This window comes from Collinsella aerofaciens (assembly GCF_902501475.1).
GTDB lineage: Bacteria > Actinomycetota > Coriobacteriia > Coriobacteriales > Coriobacteriaceae > Collinsella > Collinsella aerofaciens_AL.
The window spans coordinates 1-22,169 of the sequence record NZ_CABWIF010000018.1 but is presented as its reverse complement, the minus strand read 5'-3'; the positions used below and the strand labels follow the sequence as shown (position 1 = coordinate 22,169).

The following is a 22,169-nucleotide window of genomic DNA, read 5'->3' as shown; positions in this document are numbered from 1 at the left end:
TATCGAGTGGTACAGGGACGGCAAGCTCAAGAAGGACCTAGGATGGAAGACCATTAGGGAGTATCGCGAGGAGAGAGGCCATGCGGCATAGCGCCGCGACATGGTCCGGAAAAACGTCCGAGGTCCCCTGCGTCCCATAATTAGGCGGGAAATGGGATGAACTTTCCCAATGAGAGCCAACCGGAAACCACGTCCCAGAATCAGCCCCCAAAGTGGGACGCATTTTCCCAACGAGCCTCAACCGGAAAATACATCCCGGAATCCAGCTGAATAGTGGGACACACTTTCCCAATCGGGTCCCAAGCGGAAACTGCATCCCATTCCAGACAAGAATTCCGGGACACACTTTCCGCAAACAAAGAAGGCCACATAACGTGGCCTTCGTCTTGCGCAGGACTGTCCGAGCAGGGAACCTTATATGCCTCCGCCTGGACAGACGTTTCAGTTGTGGCTCAGCAGCTAGCAGCTACTTAATCTTGGTCGTGCCTGGCGCCAGGTTGGGGTCGGTTTCGTTGGCCTCGGTCTGGAAGTGCTCCGTATAGACGTTCTTGCCGTCGCGGAACATCTCGTAGTACTGCATCTTGGCGTAATCCTCGCGCGCCTTGGTTGCGGCTGCGGCAGCGGCGTCGTCACCGGTGACGTTGGAGGAGAGCGCCCAGCGCAGGCTGGCGTCCTCGTAGCCCACCGAGTTGATGGCGGGCAGCGACTTACGCAGCGTCATGTGCGCTTTCTGGTAGTCGGTCAGCGGGGCGCCGATTAGCTGCATCAGCTGCGTGGACAGGTAGTTGGTGGACAGGTCGTCGACCTCACTCGTCTGGTTGCAACCGGCAACGTCGTAGTTAGCCCAGATGATGTAGTCGGTCTGCCACAGACGTTCCTGATGCGTAGCATCGTCTTCGCCGGTAAACCACTTGTCATTGAACTTGGACGGGAAGAACGGCTGGTGGTCGCCCCAGAACACCACGACCACCTTACGGTCGAGCTTGCTCAGGGCGTTGAGGAAGTAACGCAGCGCCTGGTCGGACTGCTCGATGCACGAGACATACTCGTCGACATCGGAGAGCGTGCCGTCCTCTACGGTCTTGGCGTCCAGGTCGGTCGTGTCGATGTTCAGGTGCATCTGCTTGTCGACCGGCAGCAGGCCCGTGTCGTAGCCCGAGTGGTTCTGCATGGTCACGTCGAAGATAAACTGCGGATCGGCGTTCTGGTCGAGCAGCTCAAGAATCTTGTCGTAGGTCGCCTGGTCGGTCACCATGCCGCGCAGGGTATCGGCGCCCTGGAAGTCGTTGATGGACAGGAACTGGTCAAAGCCAAAGTCCTTGTAGACGTTCTCGCGGTTCCAGTTGGTCGCGTGGTTGGGGTGCATGGCCGTGGTGGAATAGCCGAGCGATTTGAACTGCTCTGCCAGGTTCCCGGTCGTTTCCATGTTGTAGATGGTGTAGGGGTACACGCCCGAGCCCAGGTTGGTCATGGAGTTGCCGGTCATAAACTCAAACTCGGTATTGGCGGTGCCGCCGCCGTAGGCGCTCACGTAGAGCTTGCCGCGGCTGAGGCAGTTGGACAGGCTCTTAAAGTACTGCGGACCCTCGTAGCCGGCGCGCATGTTCTGGTAGATCGACAGATCCGAGAACGTCTCGTTCATGATGGCGATGACCGTGGGCTTCTCGCTGTCGAACTGCTCCTGGGCGGCGGCGCGCTCGTCGCTCTTGGCCGCGTCGGACTTGTCGTAGGCCTTGGCGTACTTTTTGAGCGTGGCCTTGGCATCGTCGACGGAGTAGTCGGCGGGTTTGGGCGGCTTGATGGACTGTGCCGCACTAATAAAGGCAGGCAGGTAGCCCTCGCGCCAGTAGCTCTCGAGCGGACGCCAGGTGTAGACGGTGATGCCGAGAGTGTTGTAGTAGTCGATGAGCGTAACATGCGCGGTCACACCGCCCAGGCACAGCACGGCCACGAGCAGGTTGGTGAGCAGCATGCGCTTGGCGTTGGCGGCGCCCTTCTGACGGTGCGGTGCCACCAGGCCGGCGTACTCGCACAGCAGCATGGCGATGGCGGTAAAGCCCATGGACAGCACGCAGAACAGCGAGATGGAGAAGGTGTAGCCGGTGCCGGCGACCGCGGCGGCGGTGGAGATGGCCGAAAGGTCGCCCGGCTGGATGGGCATGGACTTAAACGTGATAACGAAGAACTCGGCAATGCCCAGGACAAAGAGGGCAAAGGCCAGGACCGCGGAAGCTGCGCCGTGGCGCTGGAACAGGAAGAACAGGCCGACCATGAGCGTGGTGATGATGGCCCACTCGAGCAGGATGCATAGGGGGTAGACCCAAGTAAAGTCGTGGTTGGACGAGACCTCCATGCCCAGCAGCGCAAAGACGCCGGCGAGCAGCAGGCACAGGACGGCGGCGACGAGCGGTTTGCCCACAAAGGCGCCGCGCAGGCGGGCGAGCTTGCCGGTGGGGGCGGGGGCGTCGGGCGCGGCGAACGCAAAGACGCGCGGGGCGATGCGGTCGCGTGCGATGCTGGCCCAAGCGCAGCCGGTGAGGATGGCGTTGGTCAGGATGAGCATCACAAAGGCGAGCGGCTCGTTTTGAGCGACGAGGCCCACGGCGCCCCAAATAGTCAAAAAGACCTGGAACAGGCCGAAGGCGACACTCCACCCAAGAGCGCTTTTGGCAACGGTGCCCGACTGAGCGCGAATGGCCTTGGCTTCGCGCAAAACAAGGTAGACGGTCGCCGCAAGACCGACGAGCGAGATGGCGGCAGCGAACATGCTGAGACTCCTCACAAACTTAAAACCTACGAAAGCGGGGGTTTACCCGATTGTTACCTAAATATGCGCTGCATTTGCGGGCTGCGCACAACAACCAGCCATATTAACGCGCATGTGCGGCGGTGTGGCGCAATGTAGTGGTGACCTGCGCGATAATGGACGGGAATTACACGGAAACGTAAAGGCTTCTTAAAGAATTGGCGAGGATAGAGCTATGGGCGATCAGGTTTGTATGACGGGTGCCGAGTGCTGCGACGGAGCTGCGGGCGTGGATGCGAACGGTTATCCGGTCGAGACCACGGGCAATGCGGTGCTGGACATCTTGGAGCATCGCTCGTCTACGCGTGCCTTCGCGCGTGATGACGACGACCGTCCCGTGGCGGTGACCGACGAGCAGCGGGCGGCGATTCTGCATGCGGCGAGTCGTGCGCCGTCGGCGGGCGCCATGATGATGTATTCCATCGTGAGCATTCGCGAGCAGGCTACGCTCGACCGCCTGGCCGACCTGTGCGACCACCAGCCCATGATTGCCAAGGCGCCCTGGGCACTCATATTTGTGGTCGATTATGCCAAGTGGATCGATCTGTTTGAGCATGTGGGCTGCTTTGAGTCCGAGTTTGTCGAGCGCACGGGCAAGTCGCCCCGTCGTGCACCGGGTCTGGGCGACTTTGCCATCGCGGCCCAGGACGCCGTGATCGCCGCCCAAAACGCCGTGGTTGCCGCCGAGGCCCTGGGGCTGGGGAGCTGCTATATCGGCGATGTCGTCGAGAATGCCGAGGAAGTTGCCGCGCTGCTCGGTCTGCCGCCCTATACCATGCCGCTGTCGATGCTCATCATCGGCGCACCCCGCAAGGAGCGTCCGGCGATTGCGCATCCCGTGGTGAACCTGGTGCACGAAGAGCGCTACCGCCGCGCGGACGCTGCGACTATGGATGCGCAGGTGGCCGAGATGGACACGATGTTTCGCCCGCATGCCCGCGAGGTGGGCGAGCGCGTGGTGGATATCTACACCCGTAAACACACGAGTCCCTTTATGGCCGAGATGAGCCGCTCCATGGAGTGGTGGTTCAAAAACTGGCTCGGAAAATGACAGATGAGGCAAAGGGACAGTCCCTTTGTCGCATTCCATATCGCCGTAGTGGCCTAAAGGCCGTATAAATGTTTATCTAGCTGGGAAAACGGTGCCGTGCAAGCGCAGGTCGATTACCTATAATCCCTTCGAACATTAAAGTTGGGAGGAAACCGGCTTATGGAACAAAAGGCCAAGGAGGCAGCCTCGCACGCTGCGATTCCTGTGAGCATCTCGGCGATGCTCGTCACGCTGGGTGTGGTGTATGGCGATATCGGCACCAGCCCCATGTATGTAACCAAGGCGCTCGTTGCCGGCAACGGCGGCATCGGAAGTGTGACGGAGGAGTTCGTGCTTGGCGCGCTCTCCCTTGTCGTGTGGACGGTCACGCTGCTGACCACCATCAAGTATGTGCTCATCTCGCTGCGCGCCGATAACCATGGTGAGGGCGGCATCTTTGCCCTGTACAGTCTGGTCAAGCGCTGCGGCAAGTGGCTTATCATCCCCGCCATGCTGGGTGGCGCCGCGCTGCTCGCCGACGGCATCCTGACACCTGCCGTTACCGTTACCACGGCCATCGAGGGCCTGCGCACCATCCCGGCGGTCCATGCCGTGCTGGGCGATGACCAGGGTCGCGTCGTCGCCATTACGCTCGCCATCATCATCGTGCTCTTCTTGGTACAGCGCATCGGTACGGCCAAGATCGGTCACGCCTTTGGCCCCATCATGACGCTGTGGTTCCTGTTCCTGGGCGGCACGGGTCTGTTCTTTGTCTTCCAGCACCCCGCCGTGCTGCTGTGCCTCAACCCGGTTCGCGGCATCGCCTTTTTGCTGAGCCCCAACAACCACGCGGGCATCATGATTCTGGGCAGCTGCTTCCTCGCCACCACCGGTGCCGAGGCGCTCTACTCTGACATGGGCCACGTCGGCCGCGGCAACATCTACGCTACCTGGCCGTTCGTTAAGTGCTGCCTGCTGCTTTCCTATATGGGCCAGGGCGCTTGGCTTATGAACAACGCTGCCAACCCCGAGCTCATGGGCATTGCCGACCTCAACCCGTTCTACCAGATGCTCGCCCCGGGCCTGCGTACCTTTGCCGTAGGCCTTTCCACCGTTGCGGCCATCATTGCCTCGCAGGCGCTCATCACCGGCGCATTCTCGCTGGTGTCCGAGGCCAGCCGTCTGGACCTCATGCCGCACATGCAGGTCTTCTACCCTGCCGAGACCAAGGGCCAGCTCTACATCCCCATGGTCAACAACGTCATGCTTGTCGGCTGCGTCATCGTGGTGCTGCTGTTCCAGAACTCGGCGCATATGGAAGCCGCGTACGGCCTTGCCATTACGCTGACTATGATGTGCACCACGCTGCTGCTCTTCTTCTACCTGCACGAGGAGCGCAAGCTCAAGGTTGCTCCGTGGATCTTCGCGGCCTTCTTCCTTTTGCTCGAAGGCTTCTTCTTCGTGAGCTCGCTCACCAAGTTCTTCCACGGCGGCTATTTCACCATCCTCATGGCTGCACTCATCATGGGCATTATGGTGTGCTGGTACAACGGCACGGCGGTCGAGCAGCGCCAGTTTACGCTGCTGCCGCTGCGCAGCTACCTGCCGCAGCTCAAGCGCCTGCGCGACGACGACCGTTACGAGCGCATGAGCGACAACGTCGTGTACCTGACCAAGGACACCCATACCGACTACATCGACCGCGATATCGTCTATTCGATCTTGGACAAGCATCCCAAGCGTGCCCGCGCCTGGTGGTTTGTGAATGTCGAGACCATGGACGAACCGCACACCTTTGCCTATTCGGTCGAGACGTTCGGCACCGACTACGTGTTCCGCGTGCACCTGTACCTGGGCTACAAGATCAACCAGCGCGTCAATGCCTACCTGCGTCAGGTTGTTCAGGACCTGGCTGCCACCGGCGAGCTGCCGCCGCAGACGCATGACTACTCGGTCTACAAGGATCCGGGTAACATCGGCACGTTCAAGTTCGTCCTGATCCGTAAGCTTCTGGCGCCCGAAAGCGATGTGGAGCCCAGCGAGCGTACGGCCATCACGCTCAAGTACATCATTCGCCGCGCCGCCGGCACGCCCGCGCGTTGGTACGGCCTGGAGAACTCCAACGTGAGCTTTGAGTACGTGCCGCTGTTCACCAAGTTCAAGGCCGTGAACAAGATGCAGCGCCTGGCTCCCAACGAGCGGCCGTAGTCGACGACAGGCTGCATGGAGTTGGTTTTCGATGGACAAGATTGAGGCCGGGGAGGCAAACATGGATGCAAAGGCGCTCGATGGCCGTGAGGCGGTGGTCGAAATGGTGCGTGAGGCGCGCGTCGACGCCGCCGAAGATCGGTTCTTTACGAATCGTGCCAACATGGACATGGCCGATCGTGTGATTTCGGTCGTGGTGACGGTGTTTGCCGTGGCGTGCGTTTGCGCGCTGCTCGCGCACGTGCTGTTTGTCTAACGATCGCAGGCTGCAAAGGCTATACACTTGGAACCACCACAAGGGGAAACCACCACAAAGGTGCCTGTCCCCTTTGTGGTGGTTTTTGTTTTTGAGAGAGGGGCGGGGCGCTGATGGACGTCCGTACGGACGGTGATATTGCCGATAGCTTTTGGTGGCGGCGCACAACGCTGACGCGCCGCACTCCTCTGTATGACGCCTGCGTATCGGTGGGGCTGCTGGTCGCGGCGACGATTGTGGGCGCGCTGCTCGACCATCCGGGTCTCGCGCCGAGCATCATGATCGTCTATGTGTTCGCCGTTCAGCTGTGCGCATTCTTTACCTGGAGTCGCCTGTATTGCTTGCTGAGCTCGGCTGCCGCCGTGGCGCTCTACAACTTCTTGTTTGTCGACCCGCGCTACTCGCTGTCGCTTATCGACCGCGGCTATCCCGGCATGTTCTTCATCATGTTCGTGGTCTCGCTTGTGTCGAGCTCGATTGCGTTGGCCCTGCGCCGCGCCTTGGCACAGGCTGCCGCTAGTGACCGCCGCACGCATATGGTGCTCGAGACCAACCGCATGCTGCAGCGGTGCGCCGATCAGCATCAGATCGTTCACGCCATGGCCACGCAGCTGGCGCGTCTTTCGGGCTGTCCGGTCGTGTGGTACAGCGCCGACGCCGAGGGCGATGACCTGCTGCCGCGTGCGACGTACACAGCCGTGGGCGATGCCGCGCCGGTGCACGAGCTGGCGCCGCAGATGCCGCCGCGGCTCTCGGCGTCCGCCTACGTGGGAACGCCGCTCGACGCCACGTTTGGCGGCTCGGCGTTCTATGGCATCTACCTGACGGTTCGCACGGGCGACGGCTTCGTGCGCTCGGGCGACCCCGCCTCGGTGGTGGGCGTGCTGGCCATCGTTGCCGAGCCCGACGTGCTGACGCATGAGGAGCGGACACTTGCCGATGCCATCGTGAGCGAAGGCGAGCTGGCGCTCGACCGCGCCCGCGCCATGGAGGCCCGCGAGGAGGCGGCGGTACTCGCCAAAAACGAACAGCTGCGCGCCAACCTGCTGCGCTCCATCTCGCACGATCTGCGCACGCCGCTCACCAGTATTTCGGGTAATGCCGACGTGCTGCTCGACCAGGGCTCGACCGGCACCGCCGTGCTCGATGCCCAGACGCGCCGCGGCCTGCTTCTATCCATTCGCTCGGATGCGCTGTGGCTCAACGCCACTGTCGAGAACCTGCTCGCCATCACCAAGCTCGAGGGCGGCGGCATGCATCTGTCGACTACGCTCGAGCTCATGGACGATATCGTCGAGGAGGCACTGCGCCACGTGAACCCTGCCGTGCGCGAGCACGACCTTAAGGTGGTGGCGTGCGATGAGCCGGCGCTCGTCAACGTCGACGCGCGCCTGATGGTGCAGCTGGTGGTCAATCTGGTGAACAACGCCATCACCTATACGCCCGCAGGCTCGCATATCGTGATTTCGATTGGCGTCGACGATGGACGCGTGGCGTGCTCGGTGGCCGATGACGGCCCGGGCATTGCGCCCGAGGACCGCGAGCGAATCTTTGAGTCGTTCTACACCGCCAACCACGGTCTTGCCGACAGCCACCGCAGCGTGGGCCTGGGTCTTTCGCTCTGCCGCTCCATTGCGCTGGCGCATGGCGGTAGCATAGAGGTTGCCGCGGCGGACCCGCACGGCTCGGTCTTTACGATTGAGCTTCCCGTCGCCGATGTTTCGTTTGATAAGGAGTAGCGCTGTGCCGAACTCTGCCGTAAAACCGCTCATCTTGGTCGTTGAGGACGACCCCGCCGTTCGCAATCTTATCGTTGCCGCGCTCGAGGCGCACGGCTTGCGTCATATGGCCGTGGAGACCGCCCATGCCGCTATCGCTGCCGCCTCATCGCAGGCGCCGAGCATCGTGCTGCTCGATCTGGGCCTGCCCGATATGGACGGCGTCAAGGTGGTGGAATCGGTGCGCGCATGGTCGGGTATGCCGATTATTGTGGTCTCGGCGCGCAGCGAGGATGCGGACAAGATTCGCGCGCTCGATGCCGGCGCCGACGACTACCTGACCAAGCCGTTTTCGGTCGAGGAGCTGCTCGCGCGCATTCGCACGACGCTCAGACGCCTTTCGTATGCGCAAACGGGCGGTGTTTCCTCTGAGGGCTCGTTCGATGCCGGTGAGCTGCATATCGATTTTGATGCCGGCATCGCCACGATGGATGGCGAGGAGCTGCATCTGACACCGATTGAGTACAAATTGTTATGCCTGCTAGCGCACAACGCCGACAAGGTGCTGACGCACCAGTTTATCCTGCACGAGATTTGGGGCACGGCAACCAAGAGCGACCTGGCGAGCCTGCGTGTCTTTATGGGCACGCTGCGTAAGAAGATTGAGTCCGACCCCGCGCATCCGCGCTATATCCAAACGCACGTGGGTATCGGCTATCGCCTGGTCACCCAAGGGTAGGACGGCGTCCGCCATCCCACTATGAGTTGCGGTGAAATACGGTCTATATTTGCCTAATTCCAGGTAAAACAGTCCGTATTCCACCGCAACTTTGTTATTTGCCCTTGGGCTTGCTGGCGTAGAACTTCTTCTTTTTGGACTTGCCGGCAGGGGAGGGTTTGCCGGCAAAGTTTGATTTGCCGTTGCCGGCCTGCGTGGGCGCGGGCGCTGCTGCACGAGGCTTGCGCGCCTCGGGGTTGCGCAGCTCCTCGGTTCGCTCGGCAATCTCCTCGGCGCTAAAGCCGACCTCGGCCATGGCGTCCTCGATGGGCAGTCGGCGCACGATATAGCAGTGGTGCACCTTCTGGTTGCGCGCGAAATCCTCGGGGATGGTCTGTGCCGTAATGTCCTCCAGCACGACGCCCGCGCGCGCGAGCTTGCGCGTTTCGGGGCGGAAGCCGCGCAGGTTGCAGCTAAAGATGGCATGTCCGCCCTGTGCAAGCAGGCGAGATACGCCGGCCAAAAGCTCAACATGGTCGCGCTGGACATCCCAGGTGCGGCGGCCCATCTTGGACGAGTTCGAGAACGTGGGCGGGTCGACAAAGATCAAGTCCCAGCGGTTGCGCGTCTGGCGCTGGTCGCGAATCCAGGCGAGCACGTCGTCGCGCACAAAATGATGCTGCGGACCAACAAAGCCGTTCTGGCGCATATTGCGCTCGGCCCAGTCCAGGTAGGTGTTGGAAAGGTCGACCGTCACGGTCTCCTCGACGCCGCCGTCTGCCGCATAGCAGGTGGCGGTGCCGGTGTAGGCGAACAGGTTGAGGAAGCGGCGCGCCTGTTTGGCGTGCTCGCGCACCAGGTTGCGCGTGACGCGATGATCCAGGAAGATGCCAGCATCCAGGTAGTCGTCAAAGTTGACGGCAAAGGTGAGTCCGCCCTCTTCGATGAGCGGCAGACGACGGCGTGCGATATTGGCGCCCTCACCCGATCCGCCCTTGCCGGCGCCCTGCTTGCCGTACTGCGAGCCGCCGCGCGAACGCATGCGGGCCTTGGCGTGCACGTGCTCGGCCGGAACATCTAGGATGCGCGGCGCGATGGCTAGAATGTCGAGCATGCGGGCCTGGGCCAGTGCGGGGTCGATGGTCTTGGGCGCGGCGTATTCGGCGATGACGAGCCAGCGTCCCGGCGTCTGCGGGCAGCCCTCGTACAGATCGATGGCGGCGGAGTAATCGGGCAGGTCGGCATCGTAGACGCGGTAGCAGCTCACGCCCTCGCGCTTGGCCCACTTGCGGCGCAGACGGGCATTCTTGCGCAGGCGGTTGGCGAACTGCTCGGACTCCGGGATGAGCACGGGCAGCGGCTTGCCGTCGCCCAGGTCGAGCATGGCGGCAGGCTCGGGCATGGCGGGGGCTTCGTCGCTGATGACGTCGTCGGCGCCCGCAGTCTCGCCCTCAGCATCCGCGCTGGTCGCAGCCTCAAACGCTGCGGCGGCGTGGTCGAGCGAAGGCCAGACTTCGACGGTCGCCTCCTCGTTGTTGGGCATGACGGCAATCGAGCGCTCGGGCTCGGCGTGGAGCGCGCGGGCCAGCAATCCGTCGCGGGTGAGTGCGGCGACCGGCGCCGCGGCAAGCTCGGGCGCGCGGCGCAGCTCGCCGACCAGCGTCATGGCGTCGTGCATGAGCGAAAGCGGTGTCTCGGTCGTATCCGCGATCACGGCGGCACCGGCGACGGCGCCCGCGTGGTCCAGCACGGTGGCGGACTTGGCGGCGCAAAAATCGACAAAGCGCTTGTAGCCGGCGCACTTGACCATGCGCTCAGCGGTCTTGCGGGCGGCGGGGTCAACATCCACGGCCACGATGCGTGCCTGGCGCTCGCGTGCTGCCGCCTCGCGCTCGCGTGCCTCGGTAAGCAGCTGCTCCCACAGGGCGGCGTCGTGCAGCTGCCAGCCCTCAAAGCCCCAGCGCTCGCGGGCGGCGCCCGGTGCACGGTCAGTCAGGATATTCACGGCCTCCAGCAGCAGGCCGCCGCCGGCGCACGAGGCGTCGATCAGCGTGGGCAGAGCCTCGTTCTCGTAATCGTCGGCCGTCAGCTCGCGCTCGCACAGCATGGTCCAGCCGACCTGCGAAAGCACCAGGGCGGCGTAGTCGGGGCGCAGCACGTGCGTACCCTCGCCGGCGCGGGTCGCCGCGGGCGGCAGGCGCTTGAACAGCGGGTCGCCCGAAAGATCCAGGCTGATGCTCGCGCGGCGCTGGCGCAGCGAAAGCAACAGGTGAACGTCGGGATCGGCAACGTCGACATCGGCGCGACGGCCCGTGGTCTCGGCCAGACGGTCGCACAGCGCGTCCTTGGCGCGCAGGGACGAGAAGCGCGTGTTGCGCAGCTGCTCGGTCACGCCGCGGGCGGTGATGGCGATGGTGGCGCCGGGGCGGATGATGGTCTCCCAGGTGATGTCGTAAACGCTATCGTACAGCTCGTCGGCATCCTGCGCCTCAAAGCGCCCGAGCACCGCAAACACGCGGCTCGCTAGGCGCGACCACAGACAGGCGCGGTAGCCTTCTTCGAGCTCGCCCTCAAATGTAGCGCGGCCCTTCAGCCGGCGAACATGCGAAAGCCCGAGGCGTTTAAGCTCATCGGCGAGTGCGGACTCAAAGCCCTCGGGGCAGCTTGCGTAAAATTCCATGGGTGACCTCTCTGGTTGCGTCGCTCCATTATATGATGGATACTTCGTTTACTCTCGCCCCCGAAAGGAACCCATATGATTGATGCGTGCCCCGATTCCGCCGTGCTCTTTTTTGACGTGGACGGCACGCTGACGTCGTTCGATCCCGACAACATGACCGACAAGGACTTTTCGGCGGTTCACCCCTCGCAGACGGTCGTCGAGGCGTTTCATCGTCTGCGCGACGCGGGACACCAGGCATTTATCTGCACGGGTCGTCCCCTGTGGCTCATCGCGGACAGCTTGCGTGCGCTCGACCCCGCGGGCATCGTTGCCATGGCAGGCGCCACGCTCGAGGTCGAGGGCCGCGTGGTGCATGAGGACTGCTTTGACGAAGACATTGTTGCGGAGCTCGCTCGCCGTATGGTCGCGGCAGGGATTGAAGCCTTTTTCGAGACCAACGTGGCTACTTTTGCCCTGGAACCCGCGGGCGTTGAGCAGTCGTCTCTGATCGGCACTTCTGTGGTGCACAGCACCGAGGAAATGCGCGTCGACGGCCGTCTGCGCGTGGGCAAGGTAGGCATCGTCGCGAGCGACCTGGCTCGCGTAGCCAACGATGATGGCTTTATCGATCGCGAGTTTGAGCTGTGCAACACCGGTGGTCAGAATCGCGAGCTGAGCCCCAAGGGCATCGACAAGGGCGTGGGCGTGGCGCGAGCGCTGGAATACCTGGGTCGCACCGGCAACGCGCGCACCTTTGGCTTCGGCGATTCGGGTAACGACCTGGGCATGCTCGCTGCGGTCGAGACGGCTGTCGCCATGGGCAACGCCATGCCCGAGGTCAAGGCGGTCGCCGACTACGTGACCGACGATGTCGCACACGACGGCACCGTCACAGCGATGCAGCATTTCGGCCTCATCTAATGAATCCCGCGTTCTGACGTTTGCTCAAACTGCGACTCTTTGCTTTTGCATGCTCAATCGATTTATCAATCCAAACACTGAGGTGTTTATACCGTTCGCCGAGAAGATAAAAAACCGCAGCTCACGCCTTGATAAACGTAGGTAAAGTGTTTAGCAGTTTATCGGTCGTATGCTAACGAAAGGAATCAGGCAGATGGCAATCAAGGTGTTCGCTGACGGTGCAAACCTCGAAGGCATGCTCGACATGTACGAGAACGGCAACGTTCAGGGTTTCACGACCAACCCGTCCCTTATGAAGAAGGGCGGCGTGATGGATTACCGCGCGTTTGCCAAAGAGGTTCTGGCTCACATCACCGATGTGTCCGTCTCGTTTGAGGTCTTTGCCGACGACGTCGAGACCATGGAGGTCGAGGCCCGCGAGATCGCTACCTGGGCCGAGAACGTCTACGTCAAAATTCCGTGCGTGACCACCAAGGGCGAGTCCACCGCTGAGCTGGTCCGCAAGCTTTCGGCCGACGGTATCAGGGTCAACGTCACTACCATCTTTACGCCTACGCAGGTCGATGAGATGGTCGAGGCCGTTGACGCCGAGACGCCGTCCATCATCTCGCTCTTTGCCGGCCGCATTGCCGATACCGGCGTCGATCCCATTCCGTTTGTGACGGAGTCGGTTAAGAAGGCCGCCGTCAAGCCCAACTGCGAGGTCCTGTGGGCATCCACGCGCGAGCTCATCAACATCTATCAGGCCGAAGCCTGCGGTTGCCAGATTATTACGGTGCCCAACAGCATCCTGGCCAAGCGCAAGAACATCGGCCGTGACCCGTACGAGGTCTCGCTCGACACCGTGCGCGGCTTTGCCAAGGATATCGCCTTGCTCGGTTTCCATATCCTGCCGTAGCGCGAACACTGGCTACGCCGCGGGTTGTTCGCCCCGGCCTTTCCTTTCCCTATCGCTCACGCGCTTCGCGAGGGTCGCGCTAGGCAAAGGAAAGGCCGGGGCTGCCGACACGAACTTGCCGGTAGGCTGGTGATTGGCTTCCATATTCTGCCGTGGACAAAGGTACCCCCGCCTGCGCCGTGCAAAATTGAGAGTATTCAGCAAGGTAAAGGCTTTTACCAGCTAGCTGAAGCACGGAACAGCCCCCGTTTTGGCTCTGACGACGCTAAAACGGGGGCTGTTTGTGACTTTATTGCCTCTGGGGGGCATCCGGAACGGCGGAATTTGCAGAATACTCGCGATTCTGTACGTCGCGAGAGGGGGGACCCTTGCTTTAGGCGGTTTACTTCCCCTGCACCATGGTGAGGGAGATCTTTTTGCGGTCGCGATCGACCTTTTCGACCCACACCCTGACCGTGTCGCCGACGCGCATCACGTCGCTCGGTTGCTTGACGAAGCGGTTGGCCAGTTTGGAGATGTGCACGAGGCCGTCCTGGTGCACGCCCACGTCGACGAAGGCACCAAAGTCGACGACGTTGCGCACCGTGCCCTTGAGTTCCATGCCGGGCTCCAGGTCGTCGATGGAAAGCGCTGAGCGGCTAAAGACCACCTCGGGCGCGTCGTCTCGCGGATCGCGGCCGGGCTTCTTGAGCTCGTTGACAATGTCGATGAGCGTCAGGGTGCCGCAGTCCAGGTCGCTTGCCAGCGCCGAGATGCTGCCCAGACGGCGCTCGATGTCGGGCACGCCGCCACGGCTGAGCTCACTGGCCGCCACACCTGCGCGCTCCAGGACGGCCGTGGCCACCTCGTAGCTTTCGGGGTGGACGCTCGTGGCGTCGAGCGGGTTCTTGCCGCCGCTGATGCGCAGGAAACCCGCGGCGTTGAGGTATGCCTTGGGTCCCAGCTTGGGGACCTTCTTGAGCTGGCGGCGATCGGTGAAGGCACCGTTTTCCTCGCGGTAGGCCACGATGTTCTTGGCCACGCTCGGCGTGATGCCCGATACGTATCCCAGCAGGCTCGCGCTCGCGGTGTTTACATCGACGCCCACACGGTTGACGACGTCCTCCACCACGTGGCCCAGCGTGCGCGAGAGCTCGGCCTGGTCAAGGTCGTGCTGGTACTGGCCCACGCCGATGGACTGGGGCGGAATCTTGACGAGCTCTGCCAGCGGGTCTTGCAGGCGACGGCCCAGGCTCATGGCGCCACGCACGGTGACGTCCAGGTCGGGGTATTCCTGGCTGGCGAGCTCGGAGGCGGAGTACACCGACGCGCCGGCCTCGTTGACGATGGCGTATCGCAGCCCAGGCGCCTGCTCGGCGATGAACTCCGAGACGACTTCCTCGGTCTCACGGCTGGCGGTGCCGTTGCCGATGACGATGGTGTTGACGTCGTCCTTCTTGACGAGGCGGGCGAGCTCGCGCTTAGTGCCGGCGACGTCGTGGCGCGGTTTGGTGGGGTAGACCACGCCGTGGTCGAGCAGCTTGCCGGTCTCGTCCATGACGGCGACCTTGCAGCCAGTGCGGTAGCCCGGGTCGAGCGCGAGCACGCGGGCGCCTCGCACGGGGCGTGCCGAGAGTAGACCCTCGAGATTCTTGGCAAAGACGTTGATGGCCTCGGTCTGGGCGCGAACGGTGAGTTTGGCGCGGGCCTCGCGCTCCAGCGAGGGGGCCATGAGGCGCTTGTAGCCGTCGGCGATGGCGGCATCGAAGATGGGAGCAAACACGCCCTGACGACGGGGCCAACGGCTTCCAAGGCGTGCCGTGGCGTCGGCGCTGTCGACGTTCACACGCACGCGGAGCTTGCCCTCGCGTTCACCGCGGTCGATAGCCAGCACGCGGTGGTTGGGTATACGGCGCAGTGGCTCGTCATAGCTGTAGTACGGCTCGTAGGGAGTCTTCTCGGTGGGATCGGTGGCCTCGACGACGATATCGGCGGTGTTTTGCGTAAAGGCGCGCAGGTCGGCGACGTTCTCGGGGTCCTCGGCTACCGTCTCAGCCACGATGTCCGCTGCGCCGGCAAGCGCCTTCTCGGGCGTGTCGAAGCCGGCTTCCTCGTTGACGTATGCCGCGGCGGCGTCGAGCGCGCTGCCCTTGGCGGATGCCTGCATGATGATCATGTTAGCAAGCGGCTCCAGGCCGGCTTCGCGGGCCTTCTGCGCGCGGGTCATGCGCTTTTTTCGGTAGGGCTTGTAGAGGTCCTCGACACGCTGGAGCTGCGTGGCCTCGCGAATCTGCTGCTCGAGCTCGGGCGTGAGTTTGCCCTGGGCGTCGATGAGCAGGATGACGTCCTCCTTGCGCTGCTCAAGATTGCGCAGGTAGGACAGGCGCTCGTCGAGTGCGCGCAGGGCAACGTCGTCCATGCCGCCCGTTGCTTCCTTGCGATAGCGCGAGATAAAGGGGATGGTGTTGCCCTCGTCGATGAGCTTGACGGCTGCCTCGATGTTGCCAGCCTTAAGGTTGAGCTCGCGGGCAAGCTGGGCGATAAGATCCATGAAACTCCTTGCGGTAAAGGTGCGTTTGCAGCACAGAGCTACCAAGGATACCACCCGTCCCAAAAGACTGTTTTGGGGCCGGGCCACGAAAATGACCCATCTACTACGTTTAACCCGTATGGGTCGACCATCCCCCGGTTTTCCGAGAATACGCAAGCCGTCTACCTGCGGTTTTAATTTCGCAAAATTCGGCATGGTTGAGGGTAATCGGTTAAACGTAGTAGATAGGCCCATTTCGTGGCGAACGAATCAAGCCGAGGTGCAAAATAGCCCCCGCCCCAGAAAAATCGTCGGCAAGGTAGCAAAATGCCCCGCGGGCAGGAGGCTGCTCGCAGGGCAAAGAAGAGGGGCTTGTTGGTGGCGGACCGAAGGGACTCGGCATGGGGTTTCTGCCGCGGTCGCTCTTAAGGCATTACAGCTCGACGAGCTGGCCGGTCTCGGCGGCCTCCTTGATGGCGTTGAGAAGCGTGAGCGTCTTGACGTTATCGGCGGGGGTCACGACGGGCTCGACCTCGCGGCGGACAACCTTCACAAAGTGCTTGAGCTGCATCTTGTGCGGCAGTGCCGGGTCGACGGCCGGAATCTCCATCTGCAGCGGCTTGTGCCAGTTAGAGGCGCCGTCGTAGGAGAACTGGTGCAGGCGGGGCAGCGAAAGGGCGCCCAAGGTTCCGCCGATAAAGTAGGCGTCGGCGTCGAAGGGGCGGTACTGCGGATCCTCGCGAGCGGTCGCCTCCCAGTTCCAGGGGCTGGCGGTGGCGTCGGAGATGGTCATGCTCGCGAGCGCGCCATCGGCAAAACGGACGTTGACCACGGCGGAGTCCTCGGTCTCAAAACCGCGGGCGGCGCTGGACTGCATGCCCTGGACGGCAACGGGCTCGCCCAGCAGGTAGCGGAGCAGGTCGACGTCGTGCACCAGGTTGACCAGGATCGGGCCGGCACCCTTCTTGCGGCGCCACTCGACGTCGAAGTACTCGTCATTCTTATAGATCATGTAGTGGAAGCTCGATACGGTGAGCTTACCCAGCTCGCCGGACTCGATGATCTCCTTGGCCTTGTTGACGAAGGGGTTGTGGCGACGGTGCTGACCCACGAGCACGGGCACGCCGGCGGTCTCGGCCTCGGCGGCGAAGGCCTGGGCATCCTCGAGATCGTTGGAGATCGGCTTTTCGACCAGCGGCACGATATTGCGCTTCACAGCCTCGCGGGCAACGCCCAGGTGCAGGTCGTTGGGGGTGGCGATAATGACGGCCTCGGGCTTGACCTCGTCCATCATCTGGGCGGGATCGGTGTAAAACGGCACGCCGGCGGCCTCGGCCGTGGCGCGGGCGCCCTCAAAGGCGTCGGCGATGGCGACGAGCTCGGCCTCGGGCTCCTCGGTGACAAAGCGGATGTGGTTGCGGCCCATGGCGCCGGCGCCGATAACGGCAATGCGGACGGGGTTGAGCTCAGACATTTCGACTCCTTAATACTGGTGACCGGTGGAATGCGACAAAGGGGCTGTCCCTTTGTCGCATCGGTAAAACTAGGCGGACTTCTTCTTGCTGTCGGAGACCATCATGTAGACGGTGAGCACGACGGCGATGGCGGCGATCACAATGGCGCCGTAGAAGGACTGCTGGTAGGCGGCGCTGCCGGCCTCGGCGTGATACAGCACGGCGGTGATGGGCTGGCTGATCCAGGTGGAAGCGGCATAGCCCAGGAACATGATGCCGTAGTTGACGCCGATGTTGCTGGTACCGAAGGCGCCGCCGGTGAGCGGCGGGTAGATGACGAGCAGGGCGCCAAAGCTAAAGCCGAGCAGGGCGAGCGCCACAAAGAACATGGCCTGCGTAAAGCTCATCGACATGATGACGAGTGCGACGATGGTGACGACAAGGCTGATGAGCAGCGACTTATAGGCGCCGAGCTTGTCGATGATCTGGCCAAAGGACAGACGACCGACCAGGTTGGCGCAGGTGTTGACGGAGACCACCACACCGCCGAGGGCGACGGCCGCGGCGCTCGTGGGGTCGGCGAAGAGCTGGACGGCGGCGATGGAGGCAACCTTGCCCACGAGCAGGGTGCCCGCGGTGGCGGCAAAGGCGAAGGTGACGATGAGGACCCAGAAGCGCGGGGTCTTGACCATCTCGCCCGGGGTGAGGTCGCCGAAGGTGCCGGCATGTGCGCCGCCCTTGGGGGCCTCGAAGCCCTCGGGCAGCCAACCGGCCTCGGGGGCCTTCAGGAACAGGGCGGAGGCGGCGATCATCACAAAGAAGATGACGCCGAGTGCCTTGAGGGCGCCAAAGATGCCCAAGCTCGGGATGAGCAGCGAGGCGAGCACCGGGGATAGCACGGCGGGACCGGCGGTCGAAGCGGCCAGGGTGATGCCGGAGGCGAGACCCTTCTTGTCGATGAACCACTTTTGGCCGGTGGTGAGCGCGGGGTTGTAGCCCAGGCCGTTGCCGATGGCGGCGACGAGCGAGAACCACAGGTAGAATTGCCACGGCTCGGTGACGGTGCCGGACATGAACCAACCCACGCCGTAGCACACGGCGGCGGCGATCACGACGTTGCGCGGACCGATCTTGTCGGAGATGCGGCCGGCGAAGATGCCCGTCACGGCCATGATGGTCTGAAAGACCGGGAAGGCCCAGGTAAGGGCGCTGGACCACTCGGGGTAGACGGCGAGCAGGTTCTTGCTCACGACGGAATACAGCGCGATGGAGCTGATGAAGAACATGGTGACGCATGCGGCGGAAAGCACGACGGCGCGACCCTTGTTGGAGTTGGTGGAAGCCATTGGACTCTTTCTAATCGATACGGGGGAGGAGCGGGCGTGTCCGCGGGGCCTCCCTGTCAGGTTGGTTTACTGGTCAGTCGGCTTTGCGACGCCGGACTCATCGGACCAAAGCTCGACACCCTTGTTCTTGAGGTAGTTGTCGGCATAGGCGCGACGGCCGCCGGGCTTGGCGGTGAGGTCGCCCATCATATTGGAGAAGCCGCCATCGACCTTGATGGCGTCGCCGGTGGTAAAGTCCGAGCGCTTGGACGCCAGGAACATGACGGCGTTGGCGATATCGCTGACCTCGCCGATGCGGCGCGTGGCGATCAGGCGGCTGCGGCTCTTTTCGACCTCGGGGTCGGCGTAGAAATTGGCCGACATCGGGGTCTTAACGAAGCAGGGCTCGACGCAGTTGGAGCGCACGCCGTAGGGGCCCCACTCGGCGGCGAGCATCTTGGACATCATGTTGACGCCGGCCTTGGTGGAGCTGTACACGCCCGAGAACGTCTCGGGGGAGTGGCTGGCGACGGTCGAGATGTGCACCAGGCGACCCTGGCCGGCCTTGATCATCTCGCGACCAAAGCGCTGCGAGGTGATGAAGTAGCCGGTGAGGTTGACGTTGAGTACCTGCTCCCAGTCGCTCAGCGGCAGGTCTTCCATGGCTGCGAAGCGCAGGATGCCGGCGGTGTTGACGAGAACGTCGACGCGGCCGAAGTCGGCGATGGTGGCGTCGACGGCAGCCTGAACCTCGGCCTCGTCGGTGGCGTTCATCTTGTAACCCTCGGCGTGGATGCCAAACTCAGCGGCGAGGTCGGCGGCAGCGGCCTTGACCTTCTCTTCGTCCAGGTCGAGCAGGACGACGTTGGCGCCGTTGCGGGCGAACTCGCGGCAAATCTCGACGCCCATACCGCCGAGCGCGCCAGTCACGGCGCAGACATCGCCCTCGAGCTTAAGCCAATTGCTCATAGGAACTTCCCTTCTTGTGCCTCCCGGTGGGTCGCTCCCATTAATCGACCCACGTGGTTTTCGCTGGTTATCGTATGCTTTGCATTTGCGCAGGTGAATTGCATATTTGTTAGAATGGCGTTAACCATAGGTTTACACCGTGCGATGCAGTTTTTCTCAATTGAGCGCGTGACCTGCGAAAACAACCCCTGTGGCATCATGTGGCCACAGACGCGAAAACGGGAGATTGACGTGTACGATCGACGACTTGAGGCCATATCGGCCGCCGCGGAGCTGGGAAGCTTCTCGCGTGCGGCGGCAAAATTGCGCGTGTCGACCCCGGCACTCGTCAAGCAGGTGTCGGGCTTCGAGGCCGAGTTCGGCATCACGCTGTTCGAGCGCTCGCACTCGGGTGTCAAGGTGACGCCGGCCGGTGCCCTGCTGGTGGACGACGCGCGCTCGATCATGCGGCAGTCCGAGGACGCGCTGCGCCGTGCCCGACGCGCGGCGGGCGATGGCGGTGCCGTGCGCCTGGGCGTGTCGATGATGTGCCCGGGGCGCCAAACGCTGTCGATGTGGTCGAGCATCCACGATCTGGAACCGTCGCTGCGATTTGAGATCGTGCCGGTAAGCGACCTCTATGACGAGCGCGAGACCGTCATGCGCAGCCTCGGTCGCGAGGTCGATGTGGTGCAATCGAGTTTTTCGACCCCACGCTGGGGTGATGCCTGTCAAAAGCTCCGCATCGTTAACGTGCCGTTTTATATCGACCTGCCGCGCACGAGCCCGCTGGCGCGCAAGAATCGCATCACGGTTGCCGACCTGGAGGGCATGCGTCTGCGCGTGCTCCGCCACGGCAACGACGCCATGGACAGCCTGCGTATCGATCTTTTGGCAGACGGCGGCGTTGACGTGATCGACGTGGACAGCTTTGACTTTGCGCTCTTTAACGAGGCGGAGGAAAAGGGCGACGCGGTGCTCACCTGCGGGGCGTGGTCGGGGGTGCACCCGGCCTTTGTGGGCGTGCCGTTCCTGTGCGGCCGTGAGGTGCCGGTCTTTTTGCACTATCCGCTCGAGCCCACCCTCCAAGTCAAAAAATTCGTCAACGCCATGGCACAACTCCTCAAGTAGCCAAAAGAGTCCCGTCCCAAATTAGCTACCCTTTGCTACGGGTTTAGCGGTCCTCGCGTTGCGGCCCGGCTGCCTCGGCTGTCTTTACGCGGTTCTTATCGACGTACATGTTCTTGTCGGCCTGGGAAAAGAGTTCGCGCATGGTAGGCGGCTCGTCAAAATCGCTGGAAAGCGCATAGCCCACCGCGTAGCTGATGGGCATATCGGGGTGGACTTCGGAATACTCGTTCACGTTCGCGCGAATCCGAGCGAGACAAGATTCCACAGCGGCTCGGTCGGCATCCCGCAGCACCGCGATAAACTCATCGCCGCCGTCGCGACCCACAAAGCACGTCTCCGACGCCACACTTCCCAGTTGTTGGGCAAAAGAGCGAATGTATTCATCGCCCTTCTCATGGCCGAAGTTGTTATTGACCATATGCAGATTGTTAAGGTCGAAGACGCACACCGCAACGGGCTCCTCCGCGGAGACAGGCTGCTCCTGCCCCAAGATCTCCTCGCACTTGTTCTTGTTGGGCAGCCCCGTGGCTTCGTCGAGATAGACTTTGCTCTGCAGTTCGCGATTGAGCGCGGCGGTGCGCACCGCGCGAACGAGTTCGACCGCAAAGGTCGCCACCAAGCCCACGATGTCGATGATCACCAAGCCCTCGAGATAGTTGAGCGCCGACGCCTTCTCCTGAGAGTAGTCCTCTGCGAGTCGCGTAGCATCGTCGCAAATGCCAAAGAACTCCTCGCTCATGGAGATGATGTCGGTGTTCTCATAGCCGACTTCGCGCACGCGGATGATCTCGGTGCAAAGCTCATCAAAATAATTTGCAAGCTCGGTCATTTTTGCCTGATACTCATCGTCGTCGAGACGGACGAGGTTGAGGTCGTCACTTCCGTAACGCAAACCGTTGATGTATGAATCCACGGCTTTGAGCAGGTCATCTTGAGGCTGGCCCGCATCCTCGAGCTTAACGATTCGCTGCGTGGTACCGCGCACCAGACCGGCGTAGTTGACCACACGCGCCGTGCCCTGGATATCGGAGACGAGCAGCATAACATTGATGAAGAAGAAGATGAGAACTGCCGTGAGCACCATCATGAGCAGGCGCACCGCCTGGCCGGCCTTCTTGGCGACAGAAGTATTCACAAGTTCACTCCCCTAAATGACAAAAGAACAGGTAGCACGCAGTGTGCTGAAATTCATGGGTGGTTAACTCTACCATATGGGCCAGCAGCCTCAAACTGCAGCAGACGCTCGTCCAAATTGGCGTGACGCTTGCCTTGTTGTTCTTGACCTGGCCGCGCTATCGGACATGCTTCTGGTCTTGGATCACCATGGGAAAGCTCATCCCGTTTTGTGCGTCTAGAGTGGGATGCGGCTTCCCAAAGGTGCCGTTAGGGGAAATCACATCCCGGTTTACCCCCTTGAAATGGGATGCCGTTTCCCGGAGGGGGTCCAGCGGGAAACGGGGGACCTCGGACAAAATCTCGGACCCAATCTGGGTCCAGGAGGGAGTCCGATGTATACGAAAGAGGAGCGCGAGGGGATTCTCTGGGAGTTCCACCGGAGCGGCCTGTCCGCCCCCGCCGCCTGTAG

At 62.4% G+C, this 22,169-nt stretch carries 15 protein-coding genes; 8 read left to right on the top strand and 7 right to left on the bottom strand.

The window, feature by feature from the left end:
* Positions 1-466: 466 nt before the first annotated feature.
* Positions 467-2,767, bottom strand: a complete 2,301-nt coding sequence (locus GDJ93_RS04910; protein WP_152067954.1) for an LTA synthase family protein — start codon at positions 2,765-2,767, stop codon at positions 467-469.
* A 214-nt stretch (positions 2,768-2,981) separates the two neighbouring features.
* Between GDJ93_RS04910 and GDJ93_RS04905 the strand changes: the two genes are divergently transcribed.
* The 5 genes from GDJ93_RS04905 to GDJ93_RS04885 all read left to right on the top strand — a co-directional run bounded on the left by GDJ93_RS04905 (position 2,982) and on the right by GDJ93_RS04885 (position 8,757).
* Positions 2,982-3,857, top strand: a complete 876-nt coding sequence (locus tag GDJ93_RS04905; RefSeq protein WP_152067953.1) for a nitroreductase family protein — start codon at positions 2,982-2,984, stop codon at positions 3,855-3,857.
* 159 nt (positions 3,858-4,016) lie between these two features.
* On the top strand, positions 4,017-6,044 hold the full coding sequence (locus GDJ93_RS04900; RefSeq protein ID WP_152067952.1) for a KUP/HAK/KT family potassium transporter: 2,028 nt from the start codon (positions 4,017-4,019) through the stop codon (positions 6,042-6,044).
* Positions 6,045-6,075: 31 nt separating this feature from the next.
* Positions 6,076-6,300, top strand: a complete 225-nt coding sequence (locus GDJ93_RS04895) for a hypothetical protein (protein WP_152067951.1) — start codon at positions 6,076-6,078, stop codon at positions 6,298-6,300.
* 113 nt (positions 6,301-6,413) lie between these two features.
* Positions 6,414-8,039, top strand: coding sequence for an ATP-binding protein (locus tag GDJ93_RS04890; protein WP_152067950.1), 1,626 nt, complete (start codon positions 6,414-6,416; stop codon positions 8,037-8,039).
* Between the two features lie 4 nt (positions 8,040-8,043).
* The gene (locus GDJ93_RS04885) at positions 8,044-8,757 is read left to right on the top strand and encodes a response regulator (protein ID WP_226812477.1); all 714 of its coding nucleotides are present in this window, start codon (positions 8,044-8,046) and stop codon (positions 8,755-8,757) included.
* A 94-nt stretch (positions 8,758-8,851) separates the two neighbouring features.
* On the opposite strand, the gene rlmKL is transcribed toward GDJ93_RS04885, so the two are convergent.
* Positions 8,852-11,416: a bifunctional 23S rRNA (guanine(2069)-N(7))-methyltransferase RlmK/23S rRNA (guanine(2445)-N(2))-methyltransferase RlmL gene (rlmKL, locus tag GDJ93_RS04880; protein WP_152067948.1), complete on the bottom strand. Its 2,565-nt coding sequence runs from the start codon at positions 11,414-11,416 to the stop codon at positions 8,852-8,854.
* Positions 11,417-11,491: 75 nt separating this feature from the next.
* On the opposite strand from rlmKL, the gene GDJ93_RS04875 reads away from it, so the two are divergent.
* Positions 11,492-12,319, top strand: coding sequence for an HAD-IIB family hydrolase (locus tag GDJ93_RS04875; protein WP_152067947.1), 828 nt, complete (start codon positions 11,492-11,494; stop codon positions 12,317-12,319).
* A gap of 193 nt (positions 12,320-12,512) precedes the next feature.
* On the top strand, positions 12,513-13,217 hold the full coding sequence (locus tag GDJ93_RS04870; RefSeq protein WP_264297879.1) for a transaldolase: 705 nt from the start codon (positions 12,513-12,515) through the stop codon (positions 13,215-13,217).
* Between the two features lie 382 nt (positions 13,218-13,599).
* Here the strand turns inward: GDJ93_RS04870 and GDJ93_RS04865 are convergent, their stop codons facing one another.
* The 4 genes from GDJ93_RS04865 to GDJ93_RS04850 all read right to left on the bottom strand — a co-directional run bounded on the left by GDJ93_RS04865 (position 13,600) and on the right by GDJ93_RS04850 (position 19,474).
* Positions 13,600-15,747, bottom strand: a complete 2,148-nt coding sequence (locus tag GDJ93_RS04865; RefSeq protein WP_152067945.1) for a Tex family protein — start codon at positions 15,745-15,747, stop codon at positions 13,600-13,602.
* Between the two features lie 412 nt (positions 15,748-16,159).
* Positions 16,160-17,200: a Gfo/Idh/MocA family oxidoreductase gene (locus tag GDJ93_RS04860; protein WP_117655361.1), complete on the bottom strand. Its 1,041-nt coding sequence runs from the start codon at positions 17,198-17,200 to the stop codon at positions 16,160-16,162.
* A 69-nt stretch (positions 17,201-17,269) separates the two neighbouring features.
* Positions 17,270-18,526, bottom strand: coding sequence for an MFS transporter (locus GDJ93_RS04855; RefSeq protein WP_152067944.1), 1,257 nt, complete (start codon positions 18,524-18,526; stop codon positions 17,270-17,272).
* A gap of 66 nt (positions 18,527-18,592) precedes the next feature.
* Positions 18,593-19,474 carry an SDR family NAD(P)-dependent oxidoreductase gene (locus GDJ93_RS04850; RefSeq protein WP_118934451.1) on the bottom strand — a complete coding sequence of 294 codons (882 nt, stop codon included), beginning with the start codon at positions 19,472-19,474 and terminating at the stop codon, positions 18,593-18,595.
* Positions 19,475-19,705: 231 nt separating this feature from the next.
* Between GDJ93_RS04850 and GDJ93_RS04845 the strand changes: the two genes are divergently transcribed.
* Positions 19,706-20,584 (top strand): LysR family transcriptional regulator, encoded by an 879-nt coding sequence (locus GDJ93_RS04845; protein WP_226812476.1) that lies wholly within the window; start codon positions 19,706-19,708, stop codon positions 20,582-20,584.
* 43 nt (positions 20,585-20,627) lie between these two features.
* On the opposite strand, the gene GDJ93_RS04840 is transcribed toward GDJ93_RS04845, so the two are convergent.
* Positions 20,628-21,719, bottom strand: a complete 1,092-nt coding sequence (locus tag GDJ93_RS04840) for a GGDEF domain-containing protein (protein WP_226812474.1) — start codon at positions 21,717-21,719, stop codon at positions 20,628-20,630.
* Positions 21,720-22,169: the final 450 nt, after the last annotated feature.

Excerpts from the sequence above, each read along its gene's own strand:
- GDJ93_RS04910 (WP_152067954.1), bottom strand. The coding sequence starts at position 2,767 with ATGTTCGCTGCCGCCATCTCGCTCGTCGGTCTTGCGGCGACCGTCTAC.
- GDJ93_RS04905 (WP_152067953.1), top strand. The coding sequence starts at position 2,982 with ATGGGCGATCAGGTTTGTATGACGGGTGCCGAGTGCTGCGACGGAGCT.
- GDJ93_RS04900 (WP_152067952.1), top strand. The coding sequence starts at position 4,017 with ATGGAACAAAAGGCCAAGGAGGCAGCCTCGCACGCTGCGATTCCTGTG.
- GDJ93_RS04895 (WP_152067951.1), top strand. The coding sequence starts at position 6,076 with ATGGACAAGATTGAGGCCGGGGAGGCAAACATGGATGCAAAGGCGCTC.
- GDJ93_RS04890 (WP_152067950.1), top strand. The coding sequence starts at position 6,414 with ATGGACGTCCGTACGGACGGTGATATTGCCGATAGCTTTTGGTGGCGG.
- rlmKL (WP_152067948.1), bottom strand. The coding sequence starts at position 11,416 with ATGGAATTTTACGCAAGCTGCCCCGAGGGCTTTGAGTCCGCACTCGCC.
- GDJ93_RS04875 (WP_152067947.1), top strand. The coding sequence starts at position 11,492 with ATGATTGATGCGTGCCCCGATTCCGCCGTGCTCTTTTTTGACGTGGAC.
- GDJ93_RS04870 (WP_264297879.1), top strand. The coding sequence starts at position 12,513 with ATGGCAATCAAGGTGTTCGCTGACGGTGCAAACCTCGAAGGCATGCTC.
- GDJ93_RS04865 (WP_152067945.1), bottom strand. The coding sequence starts at position 15,747 with ATGGATCTTATCGCCCAGCTTGCCCGCGAGCTCAACCTTAAGGCTGGC.
- GDJ93_RS04860 (WP_117655361.1), bottom strand. The coding sequence starts at position 17,200 with ATGTCTGAGCTCAACCCCGTCCGCATTGCCGTTATCGGCGCCGGCGCC.
- GDJ93_RS04855 (WP_152067944.1), bottom strand. The coding sequence starts at position 18,526 with ATGGCTTCCACCAACTCCAACAAGGGTCGCGCCGTCGTGCTTTCCGCC.
- GDJ93_RS04850 (WP_118934451.1), bottom strand. The coding sequence starts at position 19,474 with ATGAGCAATTGGCTTAAGCTCGAGGGCGATGTCTGCGCCGTGACTGGC.